16 protein-coding genes are annotated in these 24,081 nt (G+C 70.9%); 11 read left to right on the plus strand and 5 right to left on the minus strand.

Going from position 1 to position 24,081, the window contains the following annotated elements; genetic code table 11:
- Positions 1-192 precede the first annotated feature (192 nt).
- On the plus strand, positions 193-2,499 hold the full coding sequence (locus OG407_RS47720; protein WP_405867494.1) for an FUSC family protein: 2,307 nt from the start codon (positions 193-195) through the stop codon (positions 2,497-2,499).
- Here OG407_RS47720 and OG407_RS47725 read toward each other — a convergent pair.
- Entirely contained in the window at positions 2,487-3,080 is a 594-nt protein-coding gene (locus OG407_RS47725; protein ID WP_405867496.1) for an NADPH-dependent FMN reductase, read from the minus strand. The two genes, OG407_RS47720 and OG407_RS47725, sit on opposite strands and share 13 nt — an antisense overlap.
- Before the next feature lie 112 nt (positions 3,081-3,192).
- On the opposite strand from OG407_RS47725, the gene OG407_RS47730 reads away from it, so the two are divergent.
- Both OG407_RS47730 and OG407_RS47735 read left to right on the plus strand, forming a co-directional pair.
- Positions 3,193-4,029, plus strand: a complete 837-nt coding sequence (locus tag OG407_RS47730) for a helix-turn-helix domain-containing protein (protein ID WP_405867498.1) — start codon at positions 3,193-3,195, stop codon at positions 4,027-4,029.
- A 323-nt stretch (positions 4,030-4,352) separates the two neighbouring features.
- Positions 4,353-4,808: an ATP-binding protein gene (locus OG407_RS47735; protein WP_405867500.1), complete on the plus strand. Its 456-nt coding sequence runs from the start codon at positions 4,353-4,355 to the stop codon at positions 4,806-4,808.
- A gap of 99 nt (positions 4,809-4,907) precedes the next feature.
- On the opposite strand, the gene OG407_RS47740 is transcribed toward OG407_RS47735, so the two are convergent.
- Positions 4,908-5,810 (minus strand): LysR family transcriptional regulator, encoded by a 903-nt coding sequence (locus OG407_RS47740; RefSeq protein WP_405867502.1) that lies wholly within the window; start codon positions 5,808-5,810, stop codon positions 4,908-4,910.
- Between the two features lie 186 nt (positions 5,811-5,996).
- Here OG407_RS47740 and OG407_RS47745 point away from each other — a divergent pair, with 186 nt between their 5' ends.
- The 8 genes from OG407_RS47745 (at position 5,997) to OG407_RS47780 (ending at position 20,863) form a co-directional block, all read left to right on the plus strand.
- On the plus strand, positions 5,997-6,935 hold the full coding sequence (locus tag OG407_RS47745) for a family 2A encapsulin nanocompartment shell protein (RefSeq protein ID WP_405867504.1): 939 nt from the start codon (positions 5,997-5,999) through the stop codon (positions 6,933-6,935).
- Between the two features lie 2 nt (positions 6,936-6,937).
- A complete protein-coding gene (locus OG407_RS47750) occupies positions 6,938-8,974 on the plus strand; it encodes a family 2A encapsulin nanocompartment cargo protein cysteine desulfurase (RefSeq protein ID WP_405867506.1) in 2,037 nt (678 codons plus the stop codon).
- A gap of 227 nt (positions 8,975-9,201) precedes the next feature.
- On the plus strand, positions 9,202-10,950 hold the full coding sequence (locus OG407_RS47755; RefSeq protein ID WP_405867508.1) for a diacylglycerol kinase family protein: 1,749 nt from the start codon (positions 9,202-9,204) through the stop codon (positions 10,948-10,950).
- Complete coding sequence (locus OG407_RS47760) at positions 10,951-11,904, plus strand: YihY/virulence factor BrkB family protein (protein ID WP_405867510.1); 954 nt, start codon at positions 10,951-10,953, stop codon at positions 11,902-11,904.
- Positions 11,905-12,720 (plus strand): phosphatase PAP2 family protein, encoded by an 816-nt coding sequence (locus tag OG407_RS47765; RefSeq protein ID WP_405867512.1) that lies wholly within the window; start codon positions 11,905-11,907, stop codon positions 12,718-12,720.
- A gap of 327 nt (positions 12,721-13,047) precedes the next feature.
- On the plus strand, positions 13,048-17,217 hold the full coding sequence (locus tag OG407_RS47770; RefSeq protein ID WP_405867514.1) for a beta-galactosidase: 4,170 nt from the start codon (positions 13,048-13,050) through the stop codon (positions 17,215-17,217).
- A 398-nt stretch (positions 17,218-17,615) separates the two neighbouring features.
- Entirely contained in the window at positions 17,616-18,407 is a 792-nt protein-coding gene (locus OG407_RS47775) for a hypothetical protein (protein ID WP_405867516.1), read from the plus strand.
- An 884-nt stretch (positions 18,408-19,291) separates the two neighbouring features.
- Entirely contained in the window at positions 19,292-20,863 is a 1,572-nt protein-coding gene (locus OG407_RS47780; RefSeq protein ID WP_405867518.1) for an MFS transporter, read from the plus strand.
- A gap of 33 nt (positions 20,864-20,896) precedes the next feature.
- Here the strand turns inward: OG407_RS47780 and OG407_RS47785 are convergent, their stop codons facing one another.
- From OG407_RS47785 to OG407_RS47795, 3 genes are all read right to left on the minus strand, one after another.
- Complete coding sequence (locus OG407_RS47785; RefSeq protein ID WP_405867520.1) at positions 20,897-22,126, minus strand: PP2C family protein-serine/threonine phosphatase; 1,230 nt, start codon at positions 22,124-22,126, stop codon at positions 20,897-20,899.
- Between the two features lie 197 nt (positions 22,127-22,323).
- The gene (locus OG407_RS47790) at positions 22,324-22,749 is read right to left on the minus strand and encodes a hypothetical protein (RefSeq protein WP_405867522.1); all 426 of its coding nucleotides are present in this window, start codon (positions 22,747-22,749) and stop codon (positions 22,324-22,326) included.
- 92 nt (positions 22,750-22,841) lie between these two features.
- Positions 22,842-24,062: a low temperature requirement protein A gene (locus OG407_RS47795; protein WP_405867524.1), complete on the minus strand. Its 1,221-nt coding sequence runs from the start codon at positions 24,060-24,062 to the stop codon at positions 22,842-22,844.
- Between the last annotated feature and the right edge of the window lie 19 nt (positions 24,063-24,081).

A 24,081-nucleotide genomic window follows, 5' to 3' on the forward strand; every position in this document is an offset into this window, starting at 1 on the left:
CAGGGTGTTGGTCGACGCGCACCCGGCGCGGCACCTCGGCGACCTTGAGCGTCTGCGGCGTGAGTGGGCCCAGCCCTGTCCCCGTCCTTGCCCGGAGCTTGGCGCTCGGCGCGGCACGGCGCACCGTGTATGCCGGATACTCGTGAACGGCGGGGCATGTGGGTGCTGTGCCGACAGGAGGTGCGCGAGCGTATGGACGTACCTTGGCGGGAGCTGCCCGGGCGGATCCCCGCCTGGTTGCGCGACCATGATCCGGGGCTGGTGGCGACTCGCCGGGCCGCGCGCACCGCGCTGGTGATGCCCGCGCTGTTCGCCCTGTGCAGCCAGGTGCTGCATTCCTCGACGATGGCGACCTACGCGGCGTTCGGGTCGTTCTCGATGCTTCTGCTGGTGGAGTTCACCGGTCCCATGGTGCAGCGGCTGCGGGCGCACGTGGGTCTGGCCGTGGCCTGGGCGGTGCTCATCTGTCTCGGCTCGCTGGTGGCCCCGACAACCTGGCTCGCGGTCACCGTCATGGTCGTGGTCGGCTTCCTGGTGCTCTTCTCGGGTGTGGTCAGCTCCGTTCTCGCGGGCGCGACGACCGCGCTGCTGCTGGCCTTCATCCTCCCGGTGACCTCGCCCGCCCCGCTGTCCCAGCTGCCCGAACGGCTGGCCGGAGCGGGCCTCGCGGCGGCTGCCGCCATGCTCGCGATCTCTCTGCTGTGGCCCCGGCCCGCCGCGGACCCGCTCAGCGCACCCGCCGCCCGGGTCTGCCGCGCCGCCGCGGAGCAACTGCGTACCGACGCCTCCTGGCTGGACGGCGGGCCGGACGCGGCCACCGACCGGCAGTGCGAGGTCACCGCCGGTCGGGCCGCCGCCGCGGCGGCCGACCTGCGTACCGCCTTCGACGCCACGCTCTACCGGCCCACAGGTCTGTCGGCCGGTTCCCGCGCTCTGGTCCGGCTGGTCGACGAGCTGACCTGGCTGAGCGCCATCGTCGCCGGCAGCGGCCCGCCACTGGAGAACCGAGGGGCCTGCGACGCGGACGCGCACGCCGTACGGCGTGCGGCGGCCACCGCCCTGGACGAGGCGGCCGACATCCTCGACGCCCCGCGCAACGCGCCCGACGCCCTCCGCGCCGCCCTCGTGAACCTGCGTACGGCCATGGACGACATGGAACTCCGCGCCACCCACCGACTCCCCGTGCACCGGCCGAAGCCCGGCACGGAGTCGGAGGTCCGCGCCTTCATCGAAACCCTCGACCTGTCGTTCCGCGCCCAGGAGTTGGGGTACGCCACCCTCCAGATCGCCGGCAACGTTGACCTGGCCGCGGCCGCCGAGCGCCGCAGCTGGCCCGAGCGCCTGCTGGGTACGGAACCCGGCGCACTGACCCAGCCGCTGGCCTCCGCCGTAGAGCGTGCCGCCGCACACCTGGAGCCGCGCTCGGTGTGGCTGCACAACAGTCTCCGGGGTGCGCTCGGCCTCGGCATCGCGGTGGCCCTGGCGAACGTGACCAGTGTCCAGCACTCGTTCTGGATCCTGCTGGGAACCCTGTCGGTGCTGCGTTCCAACGCGCTCAACACCGGGCAGAACGCGCTCCGGGCCCTGGGCGGCACGCTCGTCGGTTCGCTGATCGGGACCGGGCTGCTCCAGCTGATCGGGCACCACAGCACCGTGCTCTGGTTCCTGCTCCCCGTCGCCGTGCTCGTCGCCGGCATCGCGCCCGCCGCCATCTCGTTCGCGGCCGGCCAGGCGGCCTTCACCGTCACCCTGGTCATCCTGTTCAACATCGGCCAGGACCCCGACTGGCACATCGTGCTGCTGCGGATCGAGGACATCGCCCTCGGCTGCGGGGTGAGCGTCCTGGTGGGCCTGTTCTTCTGGCCGCGCGGCGCGGCGGCCGCCGTGGAGCAGGCGCTGTCGGCGGCCTACACCGAGAGTGCCCGCTATCTGGCCGACGCCGTGGAGTACGCGGCCAGCCGTTGCAGCATCGGCTGCATCCCGACCGATGCCCCGGTGGAGGCGGGCCGGCAGGCAGCCGCCGCGGCCCGCCGGCTGGACGACGCCTTCCGCAGCTACCTCGCCGAACGCGGCGCCAAGCCGGTACGGCTGTCCGACATGACCACCCTGGTCACCGGGATCGTAGGACTGCGTCTCGCCTCGGACGCAGTGCTGGAACTGTGGCAGCGCAACGGCGGCGAGGAACCGATGGAACCCGACCGTTCCGAGGCCCGGCTCACCCTGCTCGACACCGTCGGCCGGCTGGCCGACTGGTACCGCGACCTGGCCGTCGGCCTCGGCCGGCACACCGCCGTGCCCGCGCCGCTCGCACGCGACCCCGACGAGGAGGCACGGCTGGTCCACTCGCTGCGCCGTGACCTGCGCGGCGACGACGGACACGCCACGGCGACAGCCGTCCGCATCATCTGGACCGCCGACCACCTCAACGCGGCCCGCCGCCTCCAGCCCGGCCTGGCGGCCGCGGCGAAGCCGAGCGAACCGGCCGCTCACCCCGGGTAGGGAACGGCGTCCCGCGCCGACCGGAGTGCCACCGCCCACCAGGCCAGCTGGTCGAGCACGGTCTTGGCGTACACAGGGGCCTGGGGATCGAGCGGGCGACCGTCCGCCCACGCCGTGAAGTAGTTCGGGAAGGAGAGGCCGTCGCGGATCGTCACCGCGTGGAGTTCGGTCAGTACGTTCTCCAGGTGCAGCACCGCGTGTCGGCCGCCCGCGGCACCGCCGTAGCTGACGAAGGCGACGGGCTTGGCCGCCCACTGGGTGAAGTGCCAGTCGATGGCGGCCTTCAACGACGCGGGGTAGCTGTGGTTGTACTCCGGCGTGACCACGATGAAGGCGTCGGCCCGCGTCAGCGCCGAGGTCAGTGCCGTCATCCCGGCCGGGCGGGGATAGTCGTCTCCGGCGTGCTTCGGCGAGGCCGCGGGCAGGGCCAACGGTATGTCGACGGCGGCCAGATCGACGACCTGCACCTCGAAGACGCCGTGCGGGCCGACCTGTTCCTCGACCCACGAGGCCACCACCGGGCCGAACCGTCCTTCACGCGTGCTTCCGACGATGATCACCAGCTGAGGTCTGTTCTCCATGCCCACCACGATCGGACCGCACGGGACCAGCAGCCAGACCGTGCTCAGGCTGGCCCCCGCAGGGCCACGCTGAGCACCCCGCGCCCGCCGGGGATCGCCGTAAACTCACGGCATGGGTTCGCCGTTGGGGGATTTCATCCGGACCACGCGAGACAGCGTCCAGCCGCAGTCGCTGGGCCTGCCCGATCACGGCCGCCGCCGGTCACCGGGGCTACGGCGCTCGGACCTCGCCGCGCGGGCCGGCATCAGCGTCGAGTACCTGACCCGCATCGAACAGGGCCGCGACCGCAATCCCTCGGTGGCGGTGGTCAACGCGCTCGCCGACGCGCTCGGCCTCAACCCGTCGGAGCGCGAGCACCTGCGCTACCTCACGAAGATCACCGGCGGCGAATGCTCCGCCCACACGCGACCCGCGCCGCCGCGTCGCGAGGTCCGCCCGTCCGTCCTGGAGACGCTCCGTCTGCTGGAACCGGGCATCGCGATGGTCACCAACCGGCTGGGCGACGTCCTCGCCCACACCAGCGGCTACGAGGCGGTGACGCGCGGAACCGGACTGCTCGACGCCGATGCACCGAACCTCACGCGCTACGTCTTCACCGACCCCCGCGCACGGACGTTCTTCACCGACTGGGACGACATCGCGGACGAGCAGGCCTTCGACCTGTGGCTCGGACCGTCCGTGGAGAACTCCGAGTGGTTCACCACGGAACTCGCCCGCGTCGCCGGCCCCGACTTCACCCGCCGCCTCAACCGCCACGTGGTTCCCCGACGCGGGGCGCTCCGCCTCGGCCACCCGTCCGGGTACGACCTCCGACTGCTCCGCGAGACGCTCGAACTCCCCTCGGACGCCCAGCAGTTGGTCGTCCTCCTGCCTGCGGACGACAGCACGGCGCAGGCCCTCGACCACCTCCGCTGCGGGTCCCACGGGCGGCTTCGGGTCATCTCCTGACACACCTTGGCACTCCGCAAGTACCAGGTGACAGGGCTGAGTCGACGGCGCGGGGGTAGTCGAGACAGCGATGAGCACGGTGCTCTGAGGAGAAGGAGCGTCATGTCGGGCGTAGTTGAACGCATCAAGCGGTTCGCCAGGAGTCCCCAGGGGCGACGCGCTGTGGAACAAGTACGGCGAGCCGCCGCCGACCCGCGCCGCCAGGCCCAGGCCCGGCGCCTGTTGGGCAAACTTCGCGGCCGCCGTTGAGCACGTCGGCTTCGCGCTCGTGCGGCCGGGGGAGACCCGCTGTCCGCTGAGCGGAACACGCGACCCAAGGAGGAATGATCGCTGTGGAAGGTTCGTCACTCCGGGCAGTTGGCTGGGCCCGCACGCTTCCGTTGGACAGCGAAGTGAAATCGGCCCGGGACTGGGCGCGCAAGCATCTTGAGGGGCTGCACTGGACCACCACCGCTCCGGAGACGGTGGACGCCGTACTGCTCACCGTCTCCGAGCTGGTGACCAACGCGCACCGGCACGCCCACAGCAGCGCCCAGTTGGTGATGACGTGCGACGACCACTGCCTGCACGTCTCCGTGCACGACAAGTCCGCCGAACTGCCCACTCCCCGCGAGGCCAGTACGGATCGGCTCGGCGGACGCGGCATGCTCCTCGTGGACGCGGTGGCCGACACCTGGGAGTCGCACCCCTGCCGCCATGGCAAGTCGGTCAGCGCCTGTTTCCACGCACCCGACGCGGGGCCGCGGGCGGCTGACCTGTCGGTGCCGCCGCAGGACTGACACGCCTTCGCCCAACAGCCCTGCCGGACAAGGCAGTTGAGCACGCGACGGCTTCAGGGGCGATCACCGCTGAAGCACGCTCCGCACCTGCGCGTGTCGTCAGGACGGCCATACCGGTTCGGTGAGGGTCGCGGCGAAGGCGTCGAGGAGTACCTGGGCGGGCTGGGACGCGGGGGGCTTGCCGTAGACGGCGGCCGCGACCTGTCTGCGCATGCCGTCGATGCGGTGGAGTCGGACACCCGGATGCCTGTTGGCGAGGAGGGTGAGTCCGGGCAGCAGGCTCACGCCGAGTCCGGCCGCGACGAGTGCCTGTACGGCGACGTAGTCGTCCGTCTCGAACTCGACGATCGGCGAGAACCCGGCCCGCCCGCAGGCCGCGACGAGATGCTCGCGGCAGCGCTCGCACCCGGCGATCCAGCGCGTGTCGGCATAGGTGGCCAGATCGGTCCCGGCCCCGTCCCAGGAGCGGTCGGCCGGTGTGACCACGTACAACGGTTCGTCGAGGAGCGGTGTCATCGTGGTGTCGCGGCGATCGCGCTGGGGCGGGTCGCCGTGCTCGAAGATCAGCGCCACATCGACGTCGTTGTTGCGCAGGGCGTTGAGCGCGTCCGGTGGTTCGGCCTCCCGCAAGGTCAGCTCGATGCCGGGATACCGGTCGGAGACGTGGGCGGCGGCGAGCGGCACCAGCGTGGCCAACGCCGAGGGAAAGGCGGCCAGTCGGACCCGGCCCGTACGCAGCCCGGCCAGCTCGTCCAGTTCGGCGTGCACCGACTCGACCTGCGCGAGGATCGACTCGGCGCGGTCCACCAGCAGCCGGCCGGCCTCGGTGAGCCGGATACCGCGCCCCATCCGCTGCAACAGCGGCATGCCGACCTCGGCTTCGAGCTTGGCGAGTTGATGGCTCACCGACGGCTGCGCGTAGTGCAGTGCCTCGGCGGCAGCCGTGATCGAACCCTCGCGGGCGACGGCGACCAGTACACGCAACCGACTCAAGTCGATCATTTGCGAATCATAGACCGCGTCGATGACGGCCTCGAAAACACGCATTGGACCATTACCGGACCTACTGCGACGGTGAATCGATAGTGGGTGCGAGAGATCGCGGCCGCACACCTTCCCCTCGGTGACCGCCGGTGATCTCACCCCGTCACGCGTGCCCGGTCTCCGGGCGCGGAAAGGAGATGCCGCATGACCACGGCTGTGAACCCGCCGTCGCGATCGATGTCGGTGAGCGACAGCGCGGCGCGAACCCTCGCGAACGCCACCAAGACCGTCCCCCAGATGAGCTCCATCACGCCTCGCTGGCTGGTGCATCTGATGTCCTGGGTCCCGGTCGAGGCCGGCATCTACCGGGTGAACAAGGTCGTTCACCCGGAGTCGGTGCGCATCGAGTGCGACAACTACGACGAGTCGCCGCTGCCGGACACCTTCGTCGACTACGCACGGGAACCCCGGGAGTACCGGCTCAAGGCCGTCCAGACGGTCCTTGACCTCCACACCCGGATCTCCGACCTGTACTCCAGCCCGCACAACCAGACGGCACAGCAACTGCGGCTGACCATCGAGGCGGTGAAGGAGCATCAGGAGGGCGAGCTGATCAACAGCCCGGAGTACGGGATGCTGGCCAGCGCGGCGGAGACGCAGCGGATCTCCACGATGGCCGGGCCGCCGACGCCGGACGACCTGGACGCCCTCATCACGAAGGTGTGGAAGCAGCCGGCCTTCTTCCTCACCCACCCCGAGGGGATCGCCGCGTTCGGCAGGGAGTGCACCCGGCGCGGTGTACCGCCGGCCACGGTGAGCATGTTCGGCTCGCAGTTCCTGACCTGGCGCGGTCTGCCGATCATCCCGTCGGACAAGGTCCCGCTGGAGAACGGGAAGACGAAGTTCATCCTGCTGCGCACCGGCGAGTCGCGCCAGGGCGTGGTGGGACTGTTCCAGCCCGGGCTCTCGGGCGAGCAGGGGATGGGCCTGTCGGTGCGCTTCATGCAGATCGACCGCAGCGCCATCGCCTCCTACCTGATCTCCCTGTACTGCTCCCTCGCGGTACTCACCGAGGACGCCCTCGCCGTGCTGGACGACGTCGAAGTGGACAAGTTCCATGACTACGCGCCGAGTTACCGGTAACCATGACCACGCCCTCACCCACCGGTAACGAAGCCGCCCCCGCGTGGCTGCCGGACGAGGAGACGCTGAGCCGGATGGCCGGGGAGTTCTTCCGAGCACTCCCCGGGCAGCCGGCGGACACGGAGGCGCCGACTCCGGCCTTCGACGGCCGGCCGGAATGGCCGACGCCCACCGGCCTGCCGCTCGCGGACTCCTCTCCTACGGCGTCTGCGGGGCCGTCGGCCGCGCAGTCCGCTCCCGCGGTGCCCACCGGTCCGCCGGCCCCGGGCCCGTTCCCTGCCCAGCCGGGCGGAGCGCCGACGGCGGATTTCGCGCCCGCGGTGCCAACCGGCCTGCCCGCTGCCGAATCCGCTCTCGCGGTGTCCACCGGCGTGCCGAGCGCGGACCCGCTTCCTCCGGTGCCGACCGGCCTCCCGTCCATGGACCCGCCGCCCCCGGCACCGACCGCCGGAATGAGCCCGCCGTCCGGGCCGCCACCGACCAGCGCCCCGGCCACGTTCATGACCAGCCCCTACGCCGTGGGTGCGCCCGGCGCCGCCGGACCCACCCCGGAGCCACCGGTCCCGCCGGGGCCGCCGCCCGCCCCCTCGCCGGCCGCACCGGCCCGGCTCCCGGACCCCGGGCCGTACTACTTCCTCACCGAGGCACCCGGGTACCCCGCCCAGGCGCCCGAGCTTCCCGGCTTCGGGCACCTCGGGCTGCCGCCGCTTCCCGAGGTGATGTCACCGACGGCGACGACCGCGCCGTACTACTTCGTCGAGGAACCCGACGCGTCCGGCACGCCGTCGGGACTACAGGTCGACCAGCACCCGGCCTTCGACGTGCAGGCGGTCCGCCGGGACTTCCCGATCCTGTCCGAGCTGGTCAACGGCCGTCCGCTGATCTGGCTGGACAACGCCGCGACCACGCAGAAGCCGCAGGCGGTGATCGACCGGCTGGTCGAGTTCTACTCGCGGGAGAACTCCAACATCCACCGGGCGGCGCACGAGCTGGCCGCCCGGGCGACGGACGCCTACGAGGGTGCCAGGAAGACCGTCGCCCGGTTCGTCGGGGCCGGTTCCGCCGAGGAGATCGTGTTCGTCCGGGGCACCACCGAGGCGATCAACCTGGTCGCCAAGGCATGGGGTCCCGCGCACATCCGCGCGGGCGACGAGATCGTGCTCTCCCATCTGGAGCACCACGCCAACATCGTGCCCTGGCAGATGCTGGCGGAACAGACCGGTGCGGTGATCAAGGTGATCCCGGTCGACGACAGCGGCCAGTTGCTGCTCGACCAGTACGCCGCGCTCCTGTCGGAGCGCACCAAGCTCGTCGCGGTCACCCAGATGTCCAACGCGCTCGGCACCGTCGTACCCGTCGAGCAGATCATCGAGCTCGGACACCGCGCCGGGGCACGCGTCCTGGTCGATGCCGCGCAGTCGGTCCCGCACCTGCCGATCGACGTCAGGGCGCTGGACGCGGACTTCCTGGTCTTCTCCGGGCACAAGCTGTTCGGGCCGACCGGGATCGGGGTGCTCTACGCCAAACGGGAGGTCCTTGAGGACATGCCTCCGTGGGAGGGCGGCGGCAACATGATCACCGACGTCACCTTCGAGAAGTCCAGCTACCAGCCGCCGCCGGGCCGTTTCGAGGCCGGCACCGGCAACATCGCCGACGCGGTGGGCCTGGCCGCGGCCATCGACTACGTCGAGCGCATCGGCCTGCCGAACATCGCCGCCTACGAGCACACCCTGGTCGAGCACGCCACGGAAGGCCTGCGCGGCGTGCCCGGGCTCCGGTTGGTCGGCACGGCCCCGAACAAGGCGAGCATCGTGTCGTTCGTCCTCGACGGCTACGAGCCCGCCGAGGTCGGCACCGCGCTCAACGAGGAGGGCATCGCGGTCCGGTCGGGCCACCACTGCGCCCAGCCGATCCTGCGCCGGTACGGACTGGAGGCCACCGTCCGGCCGTCGTTCGCCTTCTACAACACGCACGGGGAGGTGGACACGCTGATCGCGGCCGTCCACCGACTCGCGGACCGCCGAGGCGGGCGCCGCTAACCCGCACACACCACCTGAACCGGTACGGCGGAGACCTCCCCGAGGTTTCCGCCGTACCGGCGTGAAGTCCCGGAGGATCGCCTTCCCCGCGTGCCCGGGGCGTGGGCTCGGGGATTCCCACGTGAGGAGGTGTCTGCGCCTCGGCTTCGGGGGCAGACGGCGATGGGTCGGGTGCGAACGGCATCCGGTCGTGGACCGCCGCGAGGCGCCGACCCGTGGGAGCCCCGATGCCGACCGCCGTGCCGGGAAGAGCAGCAGGAGCGACCGGGGAGGAATCCGAGGCGGTCCGGCGGGGCCGGTCGCCTGTGCTGCCACGCGGTACCGGCAGTACCGCGGCGCGCATCGGCGTACTGACCGTCTGTCAGGCCGCCCTGATCGTGGGCTTCGGACTGCTGATCACGGGCCCGGCCCGGAACCTGTGGCCGCTGACGGTCGAGGACCATGTCGACGAGGGGTTCGAGCGGATCCGTACGGGCCCGCTCACCACCCTGTCGTACCTCGGCTCGGAGGCGGGAAACACCCTCACGGTGATCGCCGTCACCCTGCTGAGCTGCGTGGCGCTGGTGCTCGTACCCCGGCTGCCGATGTGGCGTCAGGCGGTCTTCCTCGCCGTCGCCGTCTCGCTCCAGGCACTGGTGTTCCTGGCCGTCACCGAGTCGGTGGACCGGACCCGCCCGCAGGTGCACCGCCTCGACGCCTCCCCGCCGACGTCCAGTTACACCTCCGGCCACACCGGCGCGGCCACCGCGCTCTACGCCGGACTCGCGGTGCTCGTGCTGTCCCGGGTGCGCAGGCCGTGGCGGTGGCCGCTGGCCGGGCTGCTGTTCCTCGTGCCGCTGGTTGTCGGCGTCTCCCGCCTCTACCGGGGCATGCACCACCCCACGGACGTGATCGGCGGACTGGCCAACGGCGCCCTGTCCCTGCTGATCGTCGGCCGCGCCCTGTTCACCGACGGCTCCGTTGTCGCCGTTCCCGCGCAGCGGACCGGGCCCGCCGACACGACCGCGCAGGCCGAGGAGCGCGAGCCCGGCAGCACCGCCGTGATCTTCAACCCCACGGTGACCGACGCGGCGGCCCGCGAGAGACTGCGGCGGATCCTGGAACAACACGGCCACCGCGCACCGGAGTTCATCGAGACCACCGCCGACGACCCCGGCACCGGCCAGGCGTCCGGCGCGATCCGTGCCGGAGCGGACCTGGTCGTGGTCTGCGGCGGCGACGGAACCGTCCGCGCGGCCGCCGACGCCCTGGCCGGCACCGGCGTACCGCTCGTCGTGGTGCCCTGCGGCACCGGCAACCTGCTGGCCCGCAACCTCGGCCTGCCGCTCACCCCCGCCACCGCGCTCGACGCCGCCCTGTCCGGCGCCCCGCACCGCATCGACCTCGGCCGCATCGAGGGCGACGGCCTCGCCCCCACCCACTTCGCCGCGATGTCCGGGGCCGGGCTCGACGCCGCGATGCTGGAACACACCGACGAGCGCGCCAAGTCCGCCGTCGGCTGGCTCGCCTACGTCCTCGCCACCGTCGGCACCCTGCGCACACCCCGGATGCGGCTGACGGTCCGGCTCGACGACGCGCCCGTCCTGCACCGCACGGCCCGCATGGTGCTCCTCGCCAACGTCGGCACCGTACAAGGCGGTCTGACGCTCCTCCCGGCGGCCCGGCCCGACGACGGGCTGCTCGATCTGCTGATCCTGGACCCGCGCGGCCCCGGCGGCTGGATGCGCGCCGTGGGCATCCTGATACGCGGCCGCGGGCGGAACGCGCGGCCCACGACCGTGGCAACGCTCGTCCCCGAGGGCACCGGCACGAAGGGCGTACCGGTGGAGTTCCGCACCTTCCGGCGGGCCGAACTCACCTTCGCCGCACCGCAGTCGCGTGAACTCGACGGCGACCCGGTGTCCCACGGCCGGCGTCTCACCGCCGAGGTCAGCCCCGGCGCGCTGACCGTGCTGCTGCCCACCCGGGAGAAGTGAATGGGCACCGCCACCAAGGTCCCCGAGACCCGCGACATGACCGGCGACGACCTCTCGGCCGACGAGGCCCTCGCCTCGCTCCGCCGCTACGGCCGCTGGCCGCTCCTGCGCGACTCCTTCGTCCGGTTCCGCTACGCCGACGGTTTCAGCCACTCCCGCGCGCTCGCCCTGCAGACGGTGCTGGCGGTGATCCCGCTGGCCATCGCCTTCGTCGGGCTCTCCACCGCGCTGCACACGGAGAACATCGGGAGACTCGCCGAACTGACCATCCACCGGATCGCGCAGGGGCCCAGTGCCGAGATCGTCGACGACGCCTTGGACCGAAGCCGCCACAGCGCGGGCGACGGCGACGAGATCGCCCTCTGGTTCGGCCTGCTCTTCTCCCTGGTCAACGTCACCACCGCGATGTGCCAGATCGAACGCGGCGCCAACCGGATCTACGGCAACGAACGCGACCGCCCCTTCCACCAGAAGTACCTGCGCGGACTCGTGATGTCCCTCAGCGCCGGGATCCCGCTCGGACTCGGGTTCGTCGTGATGGTGGCCGGCGGCGACCTGGCCGCCGCTGCGGCGACGGTCTACCACCTCGACGGCGATGCCAGGACCGCCTGCGAGATCCTGCGTTGGCCCTTCGGCCTGCTGCTCGCCCTCCTCTCGGCCAGCGCGATCTTCCGCCGTTCCCCCCGCCGCCGCCAGCCCGGCTACACCTGGCTGGCCTTCGGCGCCGCCGTCTACCTCGTCCTGTGGACGGCCCTGACCTGGCTGCTGAGCCTGTACCTGGACATCAGCGGGTCCTTCGACACGGTCTACGGCCCGCTCAGCGCCTTCATGTCCCTGCTGCTCTGGGCCTACCTGACGTCCATCGCCCTCTTTCTGGGCCTGTCCTTCGCCGCGCAGCTGGAGGCCGCGCGGGCGCGTAGGCCGGGCCCGATCACAGCCGACCCGGGAGTCTGAATGATGGTCCGCGCAACGGCCCGGCGACTGAGCGACCTCCGTCGCCGTCGGGCGGCCGACCGGAGATTCGGCCTCCATCTCCTCGGTTCGGTCGCTGTCGCCGCCGTAGCCGCTGTTCCGTTCGGTCTGCTGCTCGTGCTGGTCGAAGGGCGGTGGCAGCCGCTGCGGAGTCTCGACGCGGGCACGGCACGGCGGTTGAACGAGACCGCGCTCGACCACCCGGCATGGACGGATGTCCTGCGCTTCCTGTCCGACCGGGTATGGGACCCGGTCACCCTGCGGACGATCGTCGCGCTGCTGACCATGTGGCTGCTGTACCGCCGGGCCTGGCGACTCGCCGCCTGGTCCGCCGTGACGGCCACGGCCGGCGGATTGATCGGGCTGCTGGTCAAAACGGTGGTCGAGCGGGCCCGGCCGTCCCTGGAGGACCCGGTCGCGCACGCGCCGGGATTCTCCTTCCCCTCGGGACACGCGATGACCGCGACCACCTCGTTCGCCATCCTGCTGTTGGTGCTGCTGCCCATGGTGCCGCGCGCGCTGCGGGCGCTGTGCTGGACCGCCGCGGTGGTGTCCGTGCTCGGTGTCGGCTTCACCCGGATCGCCCTCGGCGTCCACTGGTTCAGCGATGTCGTGGGCGGCTGGCTCCTGGGCCTCGCCGTCGTGGCCCTCACCACCTGGGCCTTCGAGGTCTGGCGCACCGACGCGGGCCGTCGACCCGCCGGGTTGAGCGAGGGCCTGGAGCCCGAACTCAGCGGCGCCCACCCCGAACCCGGACCCTCGGTCCGCAACCATCATGGCGGATCCGTACGAGACTGACGGCCGGGTCCGTGAGATCCCTGGACCGGGTTGTTCCGAAGGAGCATCGGGCGGGCCGGCGGGGCACCTCGCCCGTGGTCGAGCCGGCTCCGGACGTGGCGCCGTGCGCAACACCCTTGGAGCGTGGGCGAGTTCCGCGCACCGGCACCGACGCCGGTGTCACCGACCGGGCGCGTCGGAGGCCGGGGCGGGTTCCGGACGTGAGCCCGGGACCCGATCTCTCGGCTGTGTTCTTCCGACCCATTGTGGTTGGGCCCGTGCCCCCTTACTGTTCGGCTTTGCCCGAGTCTGTTTGATGCTGTTCGCCCAGTCGGTCTGGAGGCCGCCGTGCGGGATGGTCGGAACGGTTCAGAAGGTGCGAGACCCGGTCGCCGTCGCTGGTGGAGGGCGATCCTCGCGACAGCCGCGACCATCGCCCTGGCGGCCGGCCTGACCGCGCCGGCCACGGCGGCGGCGCGGGACGTCGGCGAACAGCCGCCCGCCGTCAGCCCGCAGGCGCACACCGTGACGCTCGACGGCTACTCCTTCCTCGTCGACGGCAAGCGCACCTATCTGTGGTCCGGCGAGTTCCACTACTTCCGGCTCCCGAGCCAGGACCTGTGGCGCGACATCTTCCAGAAGATGAAGGCCGCCGGCTTCAACTCGACCTCCCTGTACTTCGATTGGGGCTACCACTCACCGAAGCCCGGCGTGTACGACTTCACCGGAGTACGGGACGTCGACAAGCTCCTCGACATGGCCCAGGAGGCCGGCCTCTACGTCATCGCCCGCCCGGCGCCGTACATCAACGCGGAGGTCGACAGCGGCGGCCTGCCCGGCTGGCTGACCACCAAGGCAGGCAACAACCGCAGCGACGACCCGCGGTTCCTCAAGTACGCGGACGAGTGGCTGACCCAGATCGACCGGATCATCGCCCGCCACCAACTCACCAACGGCACCGGGTCGGTTATCGCCTACCAGGTCGAGAACGAGTACTACGACGGCTCGGCCGCCGGCCGTTCCTACATGCAGCACCTGGAGGACAAGGCCCGCGCCGACGGCATCACGGTCCCGCTCACCGGCAACAACAACGGCACCTTCAACTCCGGCACCGGCGCCCTCGATGTCGACGGCCCCGACTCCTACCCGCAGGGCTTCGACTGCTCCAACCCCGCGAAGTGGAACGGCGTCCCCGACATCAGCTACGACCACCCGGCCGGAAAACCGCTGTACTCACCGGAGTTCCAGGGCGGCGCCTTCGACCCCTGGGGCGGACCGGGCTACGACAAGTGCGCCCAGCTCATCAACGACCAGTTCGCCAACGTCTTCTACAAGCAGAACATCGCCGTCGGCGCGACCGCGCAGAGCTTCTACATGACCTACGGCGGCACCAACTGGGGCTGGCTCGGCATGCCCGAGAACTACACGTCGTACGACTACGGGGCCGCGATCCGCGAGACCCGCCAGCTCGATCCGAAGTACGACGAGGACAAACTCATCGGCTACTTCACGCAGTCGGTCGCCCCGCTGACCAAGACCGAGGCGATCAGGGCGACACCGCCGGACGACTCCGCGGTCGTCGACACCGCCCGGATGAACCCCGACACCAAGACGCAGTTCCACGTCCTGCGGCACGGCAACTCCACCTCCACTGCCGTGGACAAGACCCACATCTCCCTCGACTTCAACGCCCAGCCGACCAATGACACCGCCTACACCTGGGACGACCCCGACTCCGCGCTCCAGTACGCCGGTTCGTGGTCGCACGTGGCCGACACGAGCTACACCGGCGGCGATTACAAACACACCGAGTCGTTCTCGAACAAGGCCGGCGACTCGCTCACCGTCCCCTTCGACGGCACCGCGATCCGCTGGATCGGCTCGAAGACCAACAACCACGGCAACGCCGACGTCTACCTCGACGGCACCAAGGTGGCGACGGTCGACGACTCCGGCAGCGAGAGCCAGGCCGTGGTCTTCCAGAAGACCGGCCTGACACCGGGCGCGCACACGCTGAAGATCGTCGTCGCCGGGAACCACGGCTCGGGATCCACGGACAACTACGTTGCCGTCGACGCCATCGACGTACCGACGAGCGACTCCGCCACGGAGCCGACCTACCCGGTCGTGCCGCAGCAGCCGGGCACCGCGATCACCCTCGACGGACGCGACTCCCACGTGATCGTCGCCAACTACCGCCTGGGCGAAGCACAGTTGCAGTACTCGACCTCCGAGATCATGACCAACGCGACCATCGGGGACCGGGACATCGCCGTGCTCTACGGCGACCAGGGCAGCGATGGCGAGACCGTCCTGCGCTACGGCGCCAAGCCCACCGTGACCGCCAACGGCGGTGCCGTCACGACCAGTTGGGACCCGGCCACCGGAGACCTGAGGCTCAACTACACGCACAAGGGCCTGATCCGCGTCAGCATCACCGGCGACGGACAGCGCCCGCTGCTCCTGCTCCTCGGCGACAAGGCCACGGCGAAGACCTTCTGGCGGCAGGACACGGCGAGCGGCCCGGTGCTCGTGCGCGGCACCCACCTGCTGCGGACGGCGACCAGCCTGCACGGCGGCCACACCGTGGCGCTCACCGGCGACAACGCCGACGACAAGAACATCGAGGTGTTCACCTCCGCCGCCCAAGTCACCTGGAACGGCAGGACATTGAGCGCCTCGGTCACCGGCGCGGCGAGCCGTACCGGGAAGATCCCGGTGGCCGCCCAGATACACCTGCCGACTCTGACCAACTGGAAGCACGCTGCGGAATCCCCGGAAGCCGCCCCCGGTTTCGACGACACCAGCTGGCAGGTGGCCGACAAGGCGACCACCAACAGCGTCTCCGGCGCCAACTCGCTGCCGGTGCTCTACGCGGACGACTACGGCTTCCACACCGGCAACACCTGGTACCGCGGCCGCTTCCGCGCCACCGGCAAGGAGACCGGCATCCACCTGGTGTCGGACTCCGGGGGAGGAGCGCAGGCGTTCTCCGCCTGGCTGAACGGCACCTTCCTGGGCAGCTCCACCACAGGCAGCGGCGACTTCACCTTCCCGGCCGGCTCCGTGAAGTCCACCGGCGACAACGTCCTCTCCGTGCTCACCGTCAACATGGGGCACGAGGAGGACTACAACTCCTCCAACGGCAACAAGACCGCGCGCGGCCTGACCAGCGCCTCCCTCGTCGGCGCGCCGCTGACGTCCGTCACCTGGCGCCTCCAGGGCGTACGCGGCGGCGAGGACCTCCAGGACACGGTCCGCGGCCCGCTCTCGACGGGCGGCCTCTACGGCGAGCGGGCCGGCTGGTCCCTGCCGGGCTACCCGGACGCCAAGTGGAACCGCGTGTCCCTCCCGGCAACCGACACGACACCCGGAGTCTCCTGGTACCGCACCGACGCCAAGCTGGACCTGCCGCACGGCCAGGACACCTCGCTCGGGCTGACGTTCACCGACGACCCGGCACGCAAGTACCGCGCCACGATCTTCGTGAACGGCTGGCAGGTCGGCAACTACGTCAACTACCTAGGCCCGCAGCACACCTTCCCGGTCCCCAACGGCATCCTGAACCCGAACGGCCACAACAGCATCGCCATCGCCGTCTGGAACCTCGACGGCAGCACCGGCGGCCTCGGCAAGGTCGCCCTGACCGACTACGGCAGCTACGCCTCGTCGCTGCGCGTCGCCCAGAACGACAGCCCTCGCTACGACCCCCGCACCTACGCGATGCCGAAGCGTCCGGGAGTGGACGTCACCCTGGCCGTGCCGGACACCGCCCAGCCGGGACAGGCCTTCACCGCCCGGGCGACGGTGCGGGTACCGAAGGACCGACAGCCCGCTTCCGGACTGACGGCGTCGCTCTCCGCCCCCGACGGCTGGAGCGTGAGCGCCCCGACCCCCACGTCGGTCACCCGCCTGCGGCCCGGTGCGTCGGCCACCTTCACCTGGCAGGTCGTGCCACCGACCGGAACGCTGCCGTCCGCCTCGGCACTCACCGCCACGGTGCGCTACCGGCAGAACGGACGGCAGGCCGTGAGCGCCGACGAGCGCATCGTCGGCGGCATACCGCCCGCTCCGCCCGCCGGGAAGAGCGACGTGAGCGCCCTGCCGTTCCTGTCCTCCACGAACGGCTGGGGCCCGGTGGAACGGGACACCAGCGTCGGCGAGCAGGCGGCCGGTGACGGCCGCCCGATCACCATCGCGGGCGTTGGCTACGCCAAGGGCCTCGGCACCAACTCCGTCAGCGACGTCCAGCTCTACCTCGCCGGACAGTGCTCGCGGTTGACGGCCTCCGTCGGCGTCGACGACGAGACGGGCGGCGCGGGCACGGTGACGTTCTCCGTGATCGCCGACGGCAAGACCCTGGTCACCACGCCCACGCTCCGCGGCGGGCAGGGCGCGGTACCGATCGACGTCGACGTCAGCGGTGCCCAGGTGATCGACCTCAAGGCCGGTGACGCGGGCGACGGCAACGGCAACGACCACGCGGACTGGGGGATGCCGACACTGACGTGCGAGTGACCGGGCGTCGCGGGGGAGTCGCCGCCGGCTCCGAGACGGGTGAGCGAGGCCGGTTCCTACGCGGGGCTCGCATCGTCGAGGAAGTGAGGCAATACGGCGGCGTCGGCGCGGAGCCGTGCGAGTCGGTGCGCGGGCGTAGGCGTGGGCGTGGTCAACAGTGCCGCAGCCTCCGGAGGCTCGGAGGCTGCGGCACTCACGATCTCGACCGCACGGCGCTCGCTCAGCTCACGCCGAGCCGTCTCCGTGGCGCCGACGCCGAGCGGCGACTGCTCAAGGGCCGAGCCACGAAGAAGAACAGGGCAACCGGGACGGTCCCTCGCGGGTCTAGCCACCGATGACACACCATCAGGTGTCGTCGTCCGGGGTGGCGGCGAACCCAGTGTCCCGAGGGGGACTTCATGCGTATGCGCCCGGCAGTGGCCGTCACCTTCCTTACGGCCAGCCTTTCGGTATCGGTGCTTCCGGCAACCGCCCGAGCGGCGGACACGGCCGCTGCCGACGACACCACGTTCTCGAACGTCGTGGTCAACGGAGGCAAGGACATCGTGCTCGGCCCGACCACCAGGAAGACCGTCACGATCACCTGGACGGCCCATGACCCGGAGGGCGTTGCCGCGTCCTGGGCCTACCTGTGGCACGGCCCCAACACCGACGACGCCGACGGCCGCCTTCCGCTGTACCCGCCGGCGGGAACATGCGTGGTGTCACCGGCCGACCCGACGACCTCCACCTGCAAGGTGGGCATCGCTGTGAGCGCCGCGCGGGACTTCGACCACAACGGCCTCGCCGGCGCCTGGAAGGTGCTCGCCGGGGCGCAGGACACCCACGACAACTGGACGGAGACCGACGTTGCCGGTACGGCGAACGTCAAGCGGTACGCCAGGGTGACGGGCAACGCCTCGCCCGAGCCGGTGAAGAAGGGCAGGACGATCACGGTCACCGGCAAGCTGACCCGCGCGAACTGGGAGAGCGGTACCTACACCGGCTACCAGGGGCGCCCGGTCCAACTGCAGTTCCGTAAGAAGAGCAGCTCCGTCTACACCGCGCTGAAAAACGTCACCACCGGCGTCGGCGGCACGCTGAAAACCACCACCAAGGCCAAGACCGACGGCTACTACCGCTTCGTCTTCACCGGTACCCCCACCACCGGACCGTCCACGGCGACAGGCGACTTCGTCGACGTCAGATGACGAACCGCGCCGATTCCCGCCGGTCGGAGCGGTGTCGCGGTGGCTCGGGGAAGGCCGGCCTCCATCCGGGGTGGACGCCGGCCCGCCCGAACGGCCGGTGACCGTGGCGTGGTCGCCCGAGTGCCTCGATCCGATTGCCTGCGGAGCCTGCGGACCGGTGCACGAGCAGGCTTCCTGAGGCGGTCCGGTCGCTGTCCGGGAGCCGCGTCGCGGTCGACCTCCGTGCCGAGTTCCGTCGCGGGGTCTTCGCCCGGCGGCGGACGTGTGACGTGCCGGCGGCCGTTTCCGACCCGCTTGGACCAGACGGGTCCAAGCGGGTCGAAGAGGCGGTATCTCCCCTCGTCGCCGTGCCGAGGAGCGGCGGACGCCGACATCTCCCGGCGCTGCCGGGCCGGCCGACGGATGCGGAAGTCGCAGACGGAGGCGACCATGAGCCTCATCGAGGCGAGTGGAGATACCCGTATGACGTGTTCCGCCGAACCTCTTCGGTATGCCCTGTACCGCCTCGTGCCGACCACCGTGCGCGCGGACCTGCCCGGCGCCGCAGGGGGACCGTCGGCCTTGCTCGCCGGCACCGACGCCATGCCTCTGTCCGGCAGGCATCGGCAGTCCGTGCGGACACCGCCGTCAAGGTCCTGGGCAAGGCTTCCGCCCCAGGTCACCCCTTCCGGCCGCCGCAGGCGGTCCGATGGCCTTGGCGGGCGCCGAGGCTGGCCGGATCATGTCCGGGATCAGAGCCGATCCGTCGGCCCGTCTTCGATGCCGCCACGGCGCCTCCTGATCGGGCTCACCCGCGACGCGAGCCTTCCCCGGCCGGACCCGCCGACGGGTTCGGAGCAGGGGACTGTCCACCCGTAAGCGCACTCGGCTCGGAAAGGACACCGATGTCCGGAACTGGAACCTCCTCCTCGCCCAGACGGCTGACCCTGGCCGCGATGATCTTCGCGGTGGCGATGACGTTCATCGACCAGACGATCGTGTCCATCGCCGCACCGAACATCCAGGCGGAACTGGGGCTGACCAACACCGGCGTGCAGTGGGCCATCAACTCCTACCTGCTGGCGATGGCCGCCCTGTTCGCCTTCGGGGGACGGCTCGCCGACACTGTCGGGCACCGGCGCATGGTCACCCTCGGGGTGATCGTCTTCGCCGTCGCGTCCGCACTGTGCGGACTGACGCCCAAGGGCGGTGCCGCCGAGGGCTGGCTGATCGCGTTCCGGGCGCTCCAGGGGGCCGGCGGAGCGCTCATGTACCCGGCCGCCCTGGCCATCGTGGTCAACTCCTACGCGCTGCAGGAACGCGGCAAGGCACTCGCCCTCTTCTTCGGGATCGCGGGCGGTCTCACCGCGGTCGGACCGATCCTCGGTGGCTGGCTCACGCAGTGGACCTGGCGGGCCATCTTCTGGGTCAACATCCCCGTCGCCGTCGTCGCACTGGTGCTCATCGCGATGGCACGTCCCCACGCCCCGCACCGGCCGGCGCCGATGGACTACCGCGGACTGGCCCTCATCGTGGCCGGCGTGGCCCTGAGCATCTTCGGCTTCCAGCAGTCCTACCTGTGGGGCTGGCACTCCGCGGCGACCTGGCTGTGCATCGTCGTGGGCCTGCTGCTGCTCGTGGTCTTCGTCCTTGTCGAAAAGCGAACGACCCATCCACTGCTGGACGTCGAACTCTTCCGCGACCGGGCCTTCCTCGTGCAGAACATCGTCCTGGGCGTGGCCATGGCAGCCTTCGTGCCGGTGTTCTTCTTCACGAGCGTGTACGCCGAGGTCGCCCTCGGGAAGAAGGCCTCCGCGGCCAGCCTCGATCTGCTCTACTTCTTCCTCGGCTTCGTCGTGGCCGCGCAGATCGGCGGACGGATGCTCGACCGCATCGGCGCCAAGCGGCCCGTGGTGCTGGGCTGCGCACTGTCCTGCGTCGGCTACTTCCTGTGGGCGGGCCGGGTGACCGAGCTGAGCGAGAGCCGCATCGTGTGGTGCATCGTGCTCACGGGAGCAGGAATGGGCCTGATGCTGGGACAGGCCAACACCGACGCGGTCAACCGCGTACCCCAGCTCTCCTACGGCGAAGCGACCGGAGTCACGCAGACCGTGCGCAACTACGGCTCCAGCCTGGGCCTGGCTGTCCTCGGCACGATCTTCGCCTCCGTGCTGCAGTCACGGATCACCCGGACTCTGACCGCGCGGGGGATGGACCACGATGCGGCCAGCCGGGAGGCCAAGTCGATCTCCCAGCTGAGCTCAGGACAAGGCAGTAGTGGTGGCACCGCGTCCATTCCGCACTTCGTCCGGCTGGACGTGGCCGAGGCGACCCGCTCGGTCCTGCTCGGCATGAGCGTGATCATGGCCATCGCCTTCGTCGTCGCCCTGTTGGGCCTGCGACGCGGAGTCCAACAGGAACTGCCCGCCGACAAGCGGGAATCGAGGATGCCCCAGGCACCGGAAGCGGGAGCCTGACGGGACGCCCCGGCAGGCAGGGCGAAGCCGCCGTCACAGCCGCAGGACGATCAGGGCCGTGTCGTCGGTGTTGCCCTCGGCCGGGAGCAGGTCGGTGAGGAGGGCGTCGGCCAGGGGCTCGGGTTCCGCGTGTCGGTGCTGGGCGAGGGAGTGGGCGAGGCGGGCCAGACCGCGGTCGATGTCCTCCGTACGACGCTCGATCAGTCCGTCGGTGTACAGCACGAGGGTGGCGCCCTCGGCGAAGGGGATGCTCGTCTGCGGCCGGCCGACATGCTCGGGTCTGGCGCCCAGGGGCGGGTCCGTGGCCTGGTCGAGGAAGGTCACCGTGCCGTCGGGGTCGAGCAGGGCCGGGGGAGGATGGCCCGCGCAGCTGTAGGTGATGGTGTGGTCGTCCCAGTCGATGAACGTCGTCACCGCGGTGGCCGATTCGGCGCCCTCGACGAAACGGGCGTAGAGACCGAGGGCCTCCAGGGCGGAGCCAGGCCCGTCGGCGACCCGGCAGGCCGCGCTCAGGGCGCTGCGCAGTTGGCCCATGGCGCAGGCGGCCGCCAGACCGTGCCCGACGACGTCACCGACGGCGACCGCCATTCCGCCGTCGGGCAGGTCGACGAGGTCGTACCAGTCGCCGCAGACGTTCAGGGCGTCCACGGCGGGCCGGTAGCGGACGGCCGCCCGGTGGTGGCCGACCGGTCGCGGCGGGGGCAGCATCGCCGCCTGCAGGGTCAGGGCCACTTCGCGCTCACGGGCGTGTGCCCTGCGCAGCCGCTCGTTGACCTCCTGCAGCTCACGCGCCCGGGTGTACAGCTCGGCTTCCAGTACCCGGGCCCGGCTGTCGCTGGCCCGGCCGCCGATGGCCCGGACGAACTCGGTGACCTCCTCCACCCGGTGGACGATCAGCTTCACTTCGCCGTCCTTGCCCCGGACGGGCGCGTTGACGGGGCTCCAGAAGTGCTCCACCCATCGGCCGGGCCGCAGCGGGTCCTCGATGTCGTAGCGGAGCAGGGCCATGGTGTCGCGCTCGCCGGTGGTCGCCGCGCGCAGCATCGACTCCCGGGTCTCGCGCATGCCGGCCGCCGCCGGGTCCTTGGGGTTCTCGGGGAAGACGTCGAAGATGTAGCGGCCGACCAGCTCCTCGCGTTTGCGTCCCGACAGGCGCTCGAAGTCCTCGTTGGCGTCGAGGTAGATCAGCTCGGGGGTGAGCAGCGCCACCATGCCGGGCAGGTCGCGGAAGACCGCCGCATAGTCGATCTCCGGATCCTGCATGGTCTGCCCGTTTCGACGCCGAGGGTCACTGTGTCGTTCCACGATAGGAGGGATCTGGCCACGCAGCCCGGAAACGGCTCTTTTCGGTTCGGTGAGCAGTGACGATGGCGTCGGCCGTCACCCGACCGAGTGGCCTGCGCGGGGAGGACACCCTGGGCGGCCGCACGATGGTAGGGCCCGGCGGGCTGCCACGCCGTTCATGATCCGGTCTGTGTCGGGCCGCCGATGTCCGTGCTGAGACGGCGGTAGGCGGCTCGGGCGTGCAGGATCCGGGCCAGGGCCGTGCCCACCAGGGCGGCGGTGAACAGGCAGGCGAGCCAACACGCGTCGCGGTGTCCGGTCCAGGTGAGGGTGCCGGCGGGCGGGACGGCGAAGCCGTTCAGGAAGAGCCAGCACAGCACCGCGGTGCCGGGGGCCGCCGTGAAGCGGGCGCACAGGCCGAGCAGGACCGAGAGCAGGGACAGCGCGGCCAGCGCCGGAGAGGGCCGATCGGTACCTATCAGCGCATTGAGCAGTGCCACCAGGACCAACGCGCCGCCGGACGCCGCGGCCCAGACCAGTGGCGTCGCCAAGGGCGAGGGGACAGGCCGTGCTCCGGTACGGAGAGGCACCCAGTCGATCATGCTCGTGACTCCTTCGGGTCGTCGCGCTCCTCCTGCGACGGGGAAGCCAGCCTGCCCGAGTCCACGCCACCGGTACAACCTCGCCCCACGGCTCAAGTCCCGTTCCGCACCGCCCTCTTGGACGACATCGCCGCCCGCCGCTCGTAGAGGATCGGCCACAGGGTGATCAGGACGAGCAGCCACACCACGGTCACCGTGCGGACATGCGCGCCGAACACCGCCAGCAGCAGGGGCAGTACGCAGCAGGGGAGGGCCACGGACAGCAGCCACCGCCGTTCCCGCCCTGCTCGGCCGATCCAGACGAGCCCGCTGAGCAGGAAGTACCCGGCCAGCGACGAACACAGCAGCCAGCGGGTGGCGTCCGGCAGCGTCTCCAGGTGCTCGGCCGCGGCTCCCAGTGCGGCGGCCAGGGCGGCGAGGCAACCGGACACGAAACAGTGCAGGGGCAGCGCCGCACGGGCGGGCAACACCCCTGCCGCCAGGTGCGGCACCCCCGCATAGCCGTGCCCGAAGGACAACGCCCACAGCGTGGCCAGCAGGAAGAACGCCGCGACGGCGAGCGAGTACAGCTTCTTGTCCCACTCCGCGTCCGACGTGGCTTCGACCATCTGGACGACGCCCTCACCCAGCACGATGATGACGAAGAGGCCGAGCCGCTCGCTCAGGTGGTCCGTCTGCGACCGCGCGAGCGACGTGCCCCGTGCGGAATCGCGCCGGGCGGTTCGGCTGTCGTGTCGTTCCCGGGCCTCCTGGTGCTCGGCGATGTCGCGTGCGGAGACCGCGAACGTCACGTACAGATCAAGGGCGATACCGAGGGCCCAGAGCCAGTAGCGCATCGGATCGTGCGCCCAGAGCGAGACGATCCACGGGATCACACCGAGCGACATCTGAGCGGCCGGCCAGTCGACAAGGACCTGACGGCGGTGCTGCCAGGCCCGGCTCGCCAGGAGCCGGATCAGGACGTAGGCGAGGGCGAACACCCGCGCGTGCCGGTCGTCCCCCTCGTGCACCCCCGACACCGCCGCGGCCATGACGGCCATGCCGAACATCGCGGCCAGCACCGTACTGACGTGGGTGTTCTCGTAGGCCACGTTCGCGTACAGGGTGAAGCAGATCCAAGCCGTCCAGAAGGCCAGGAACAGCAGCGCGTACAGGCCCAGGTCGGACACGTCCGGCACACCGTGCAGCAGGTGCGCGATCTGCGCCACACCCGCCACGGCGACCAGGTCGAAGAACAGTTCCAACCAACTGGCGTGCCGGTTCTCCTCCGAGGTCGGTTGCGGGGCCGGTGCGGTCGTGTTGTCGTCGCTCACTGCATCACCATGCCCTGTC

Origin of the sequence: Streptomyces sp. NBC_01515, from assembly GCF_045040345.1 — a bacterium.
In the GTDB taxonomy this organism is placed as follows: domain Bacteria; phylum Actinomycetota; class Actinomycetes; order Streptomycetales; family Streptomycetaceae; genus Streptomyces.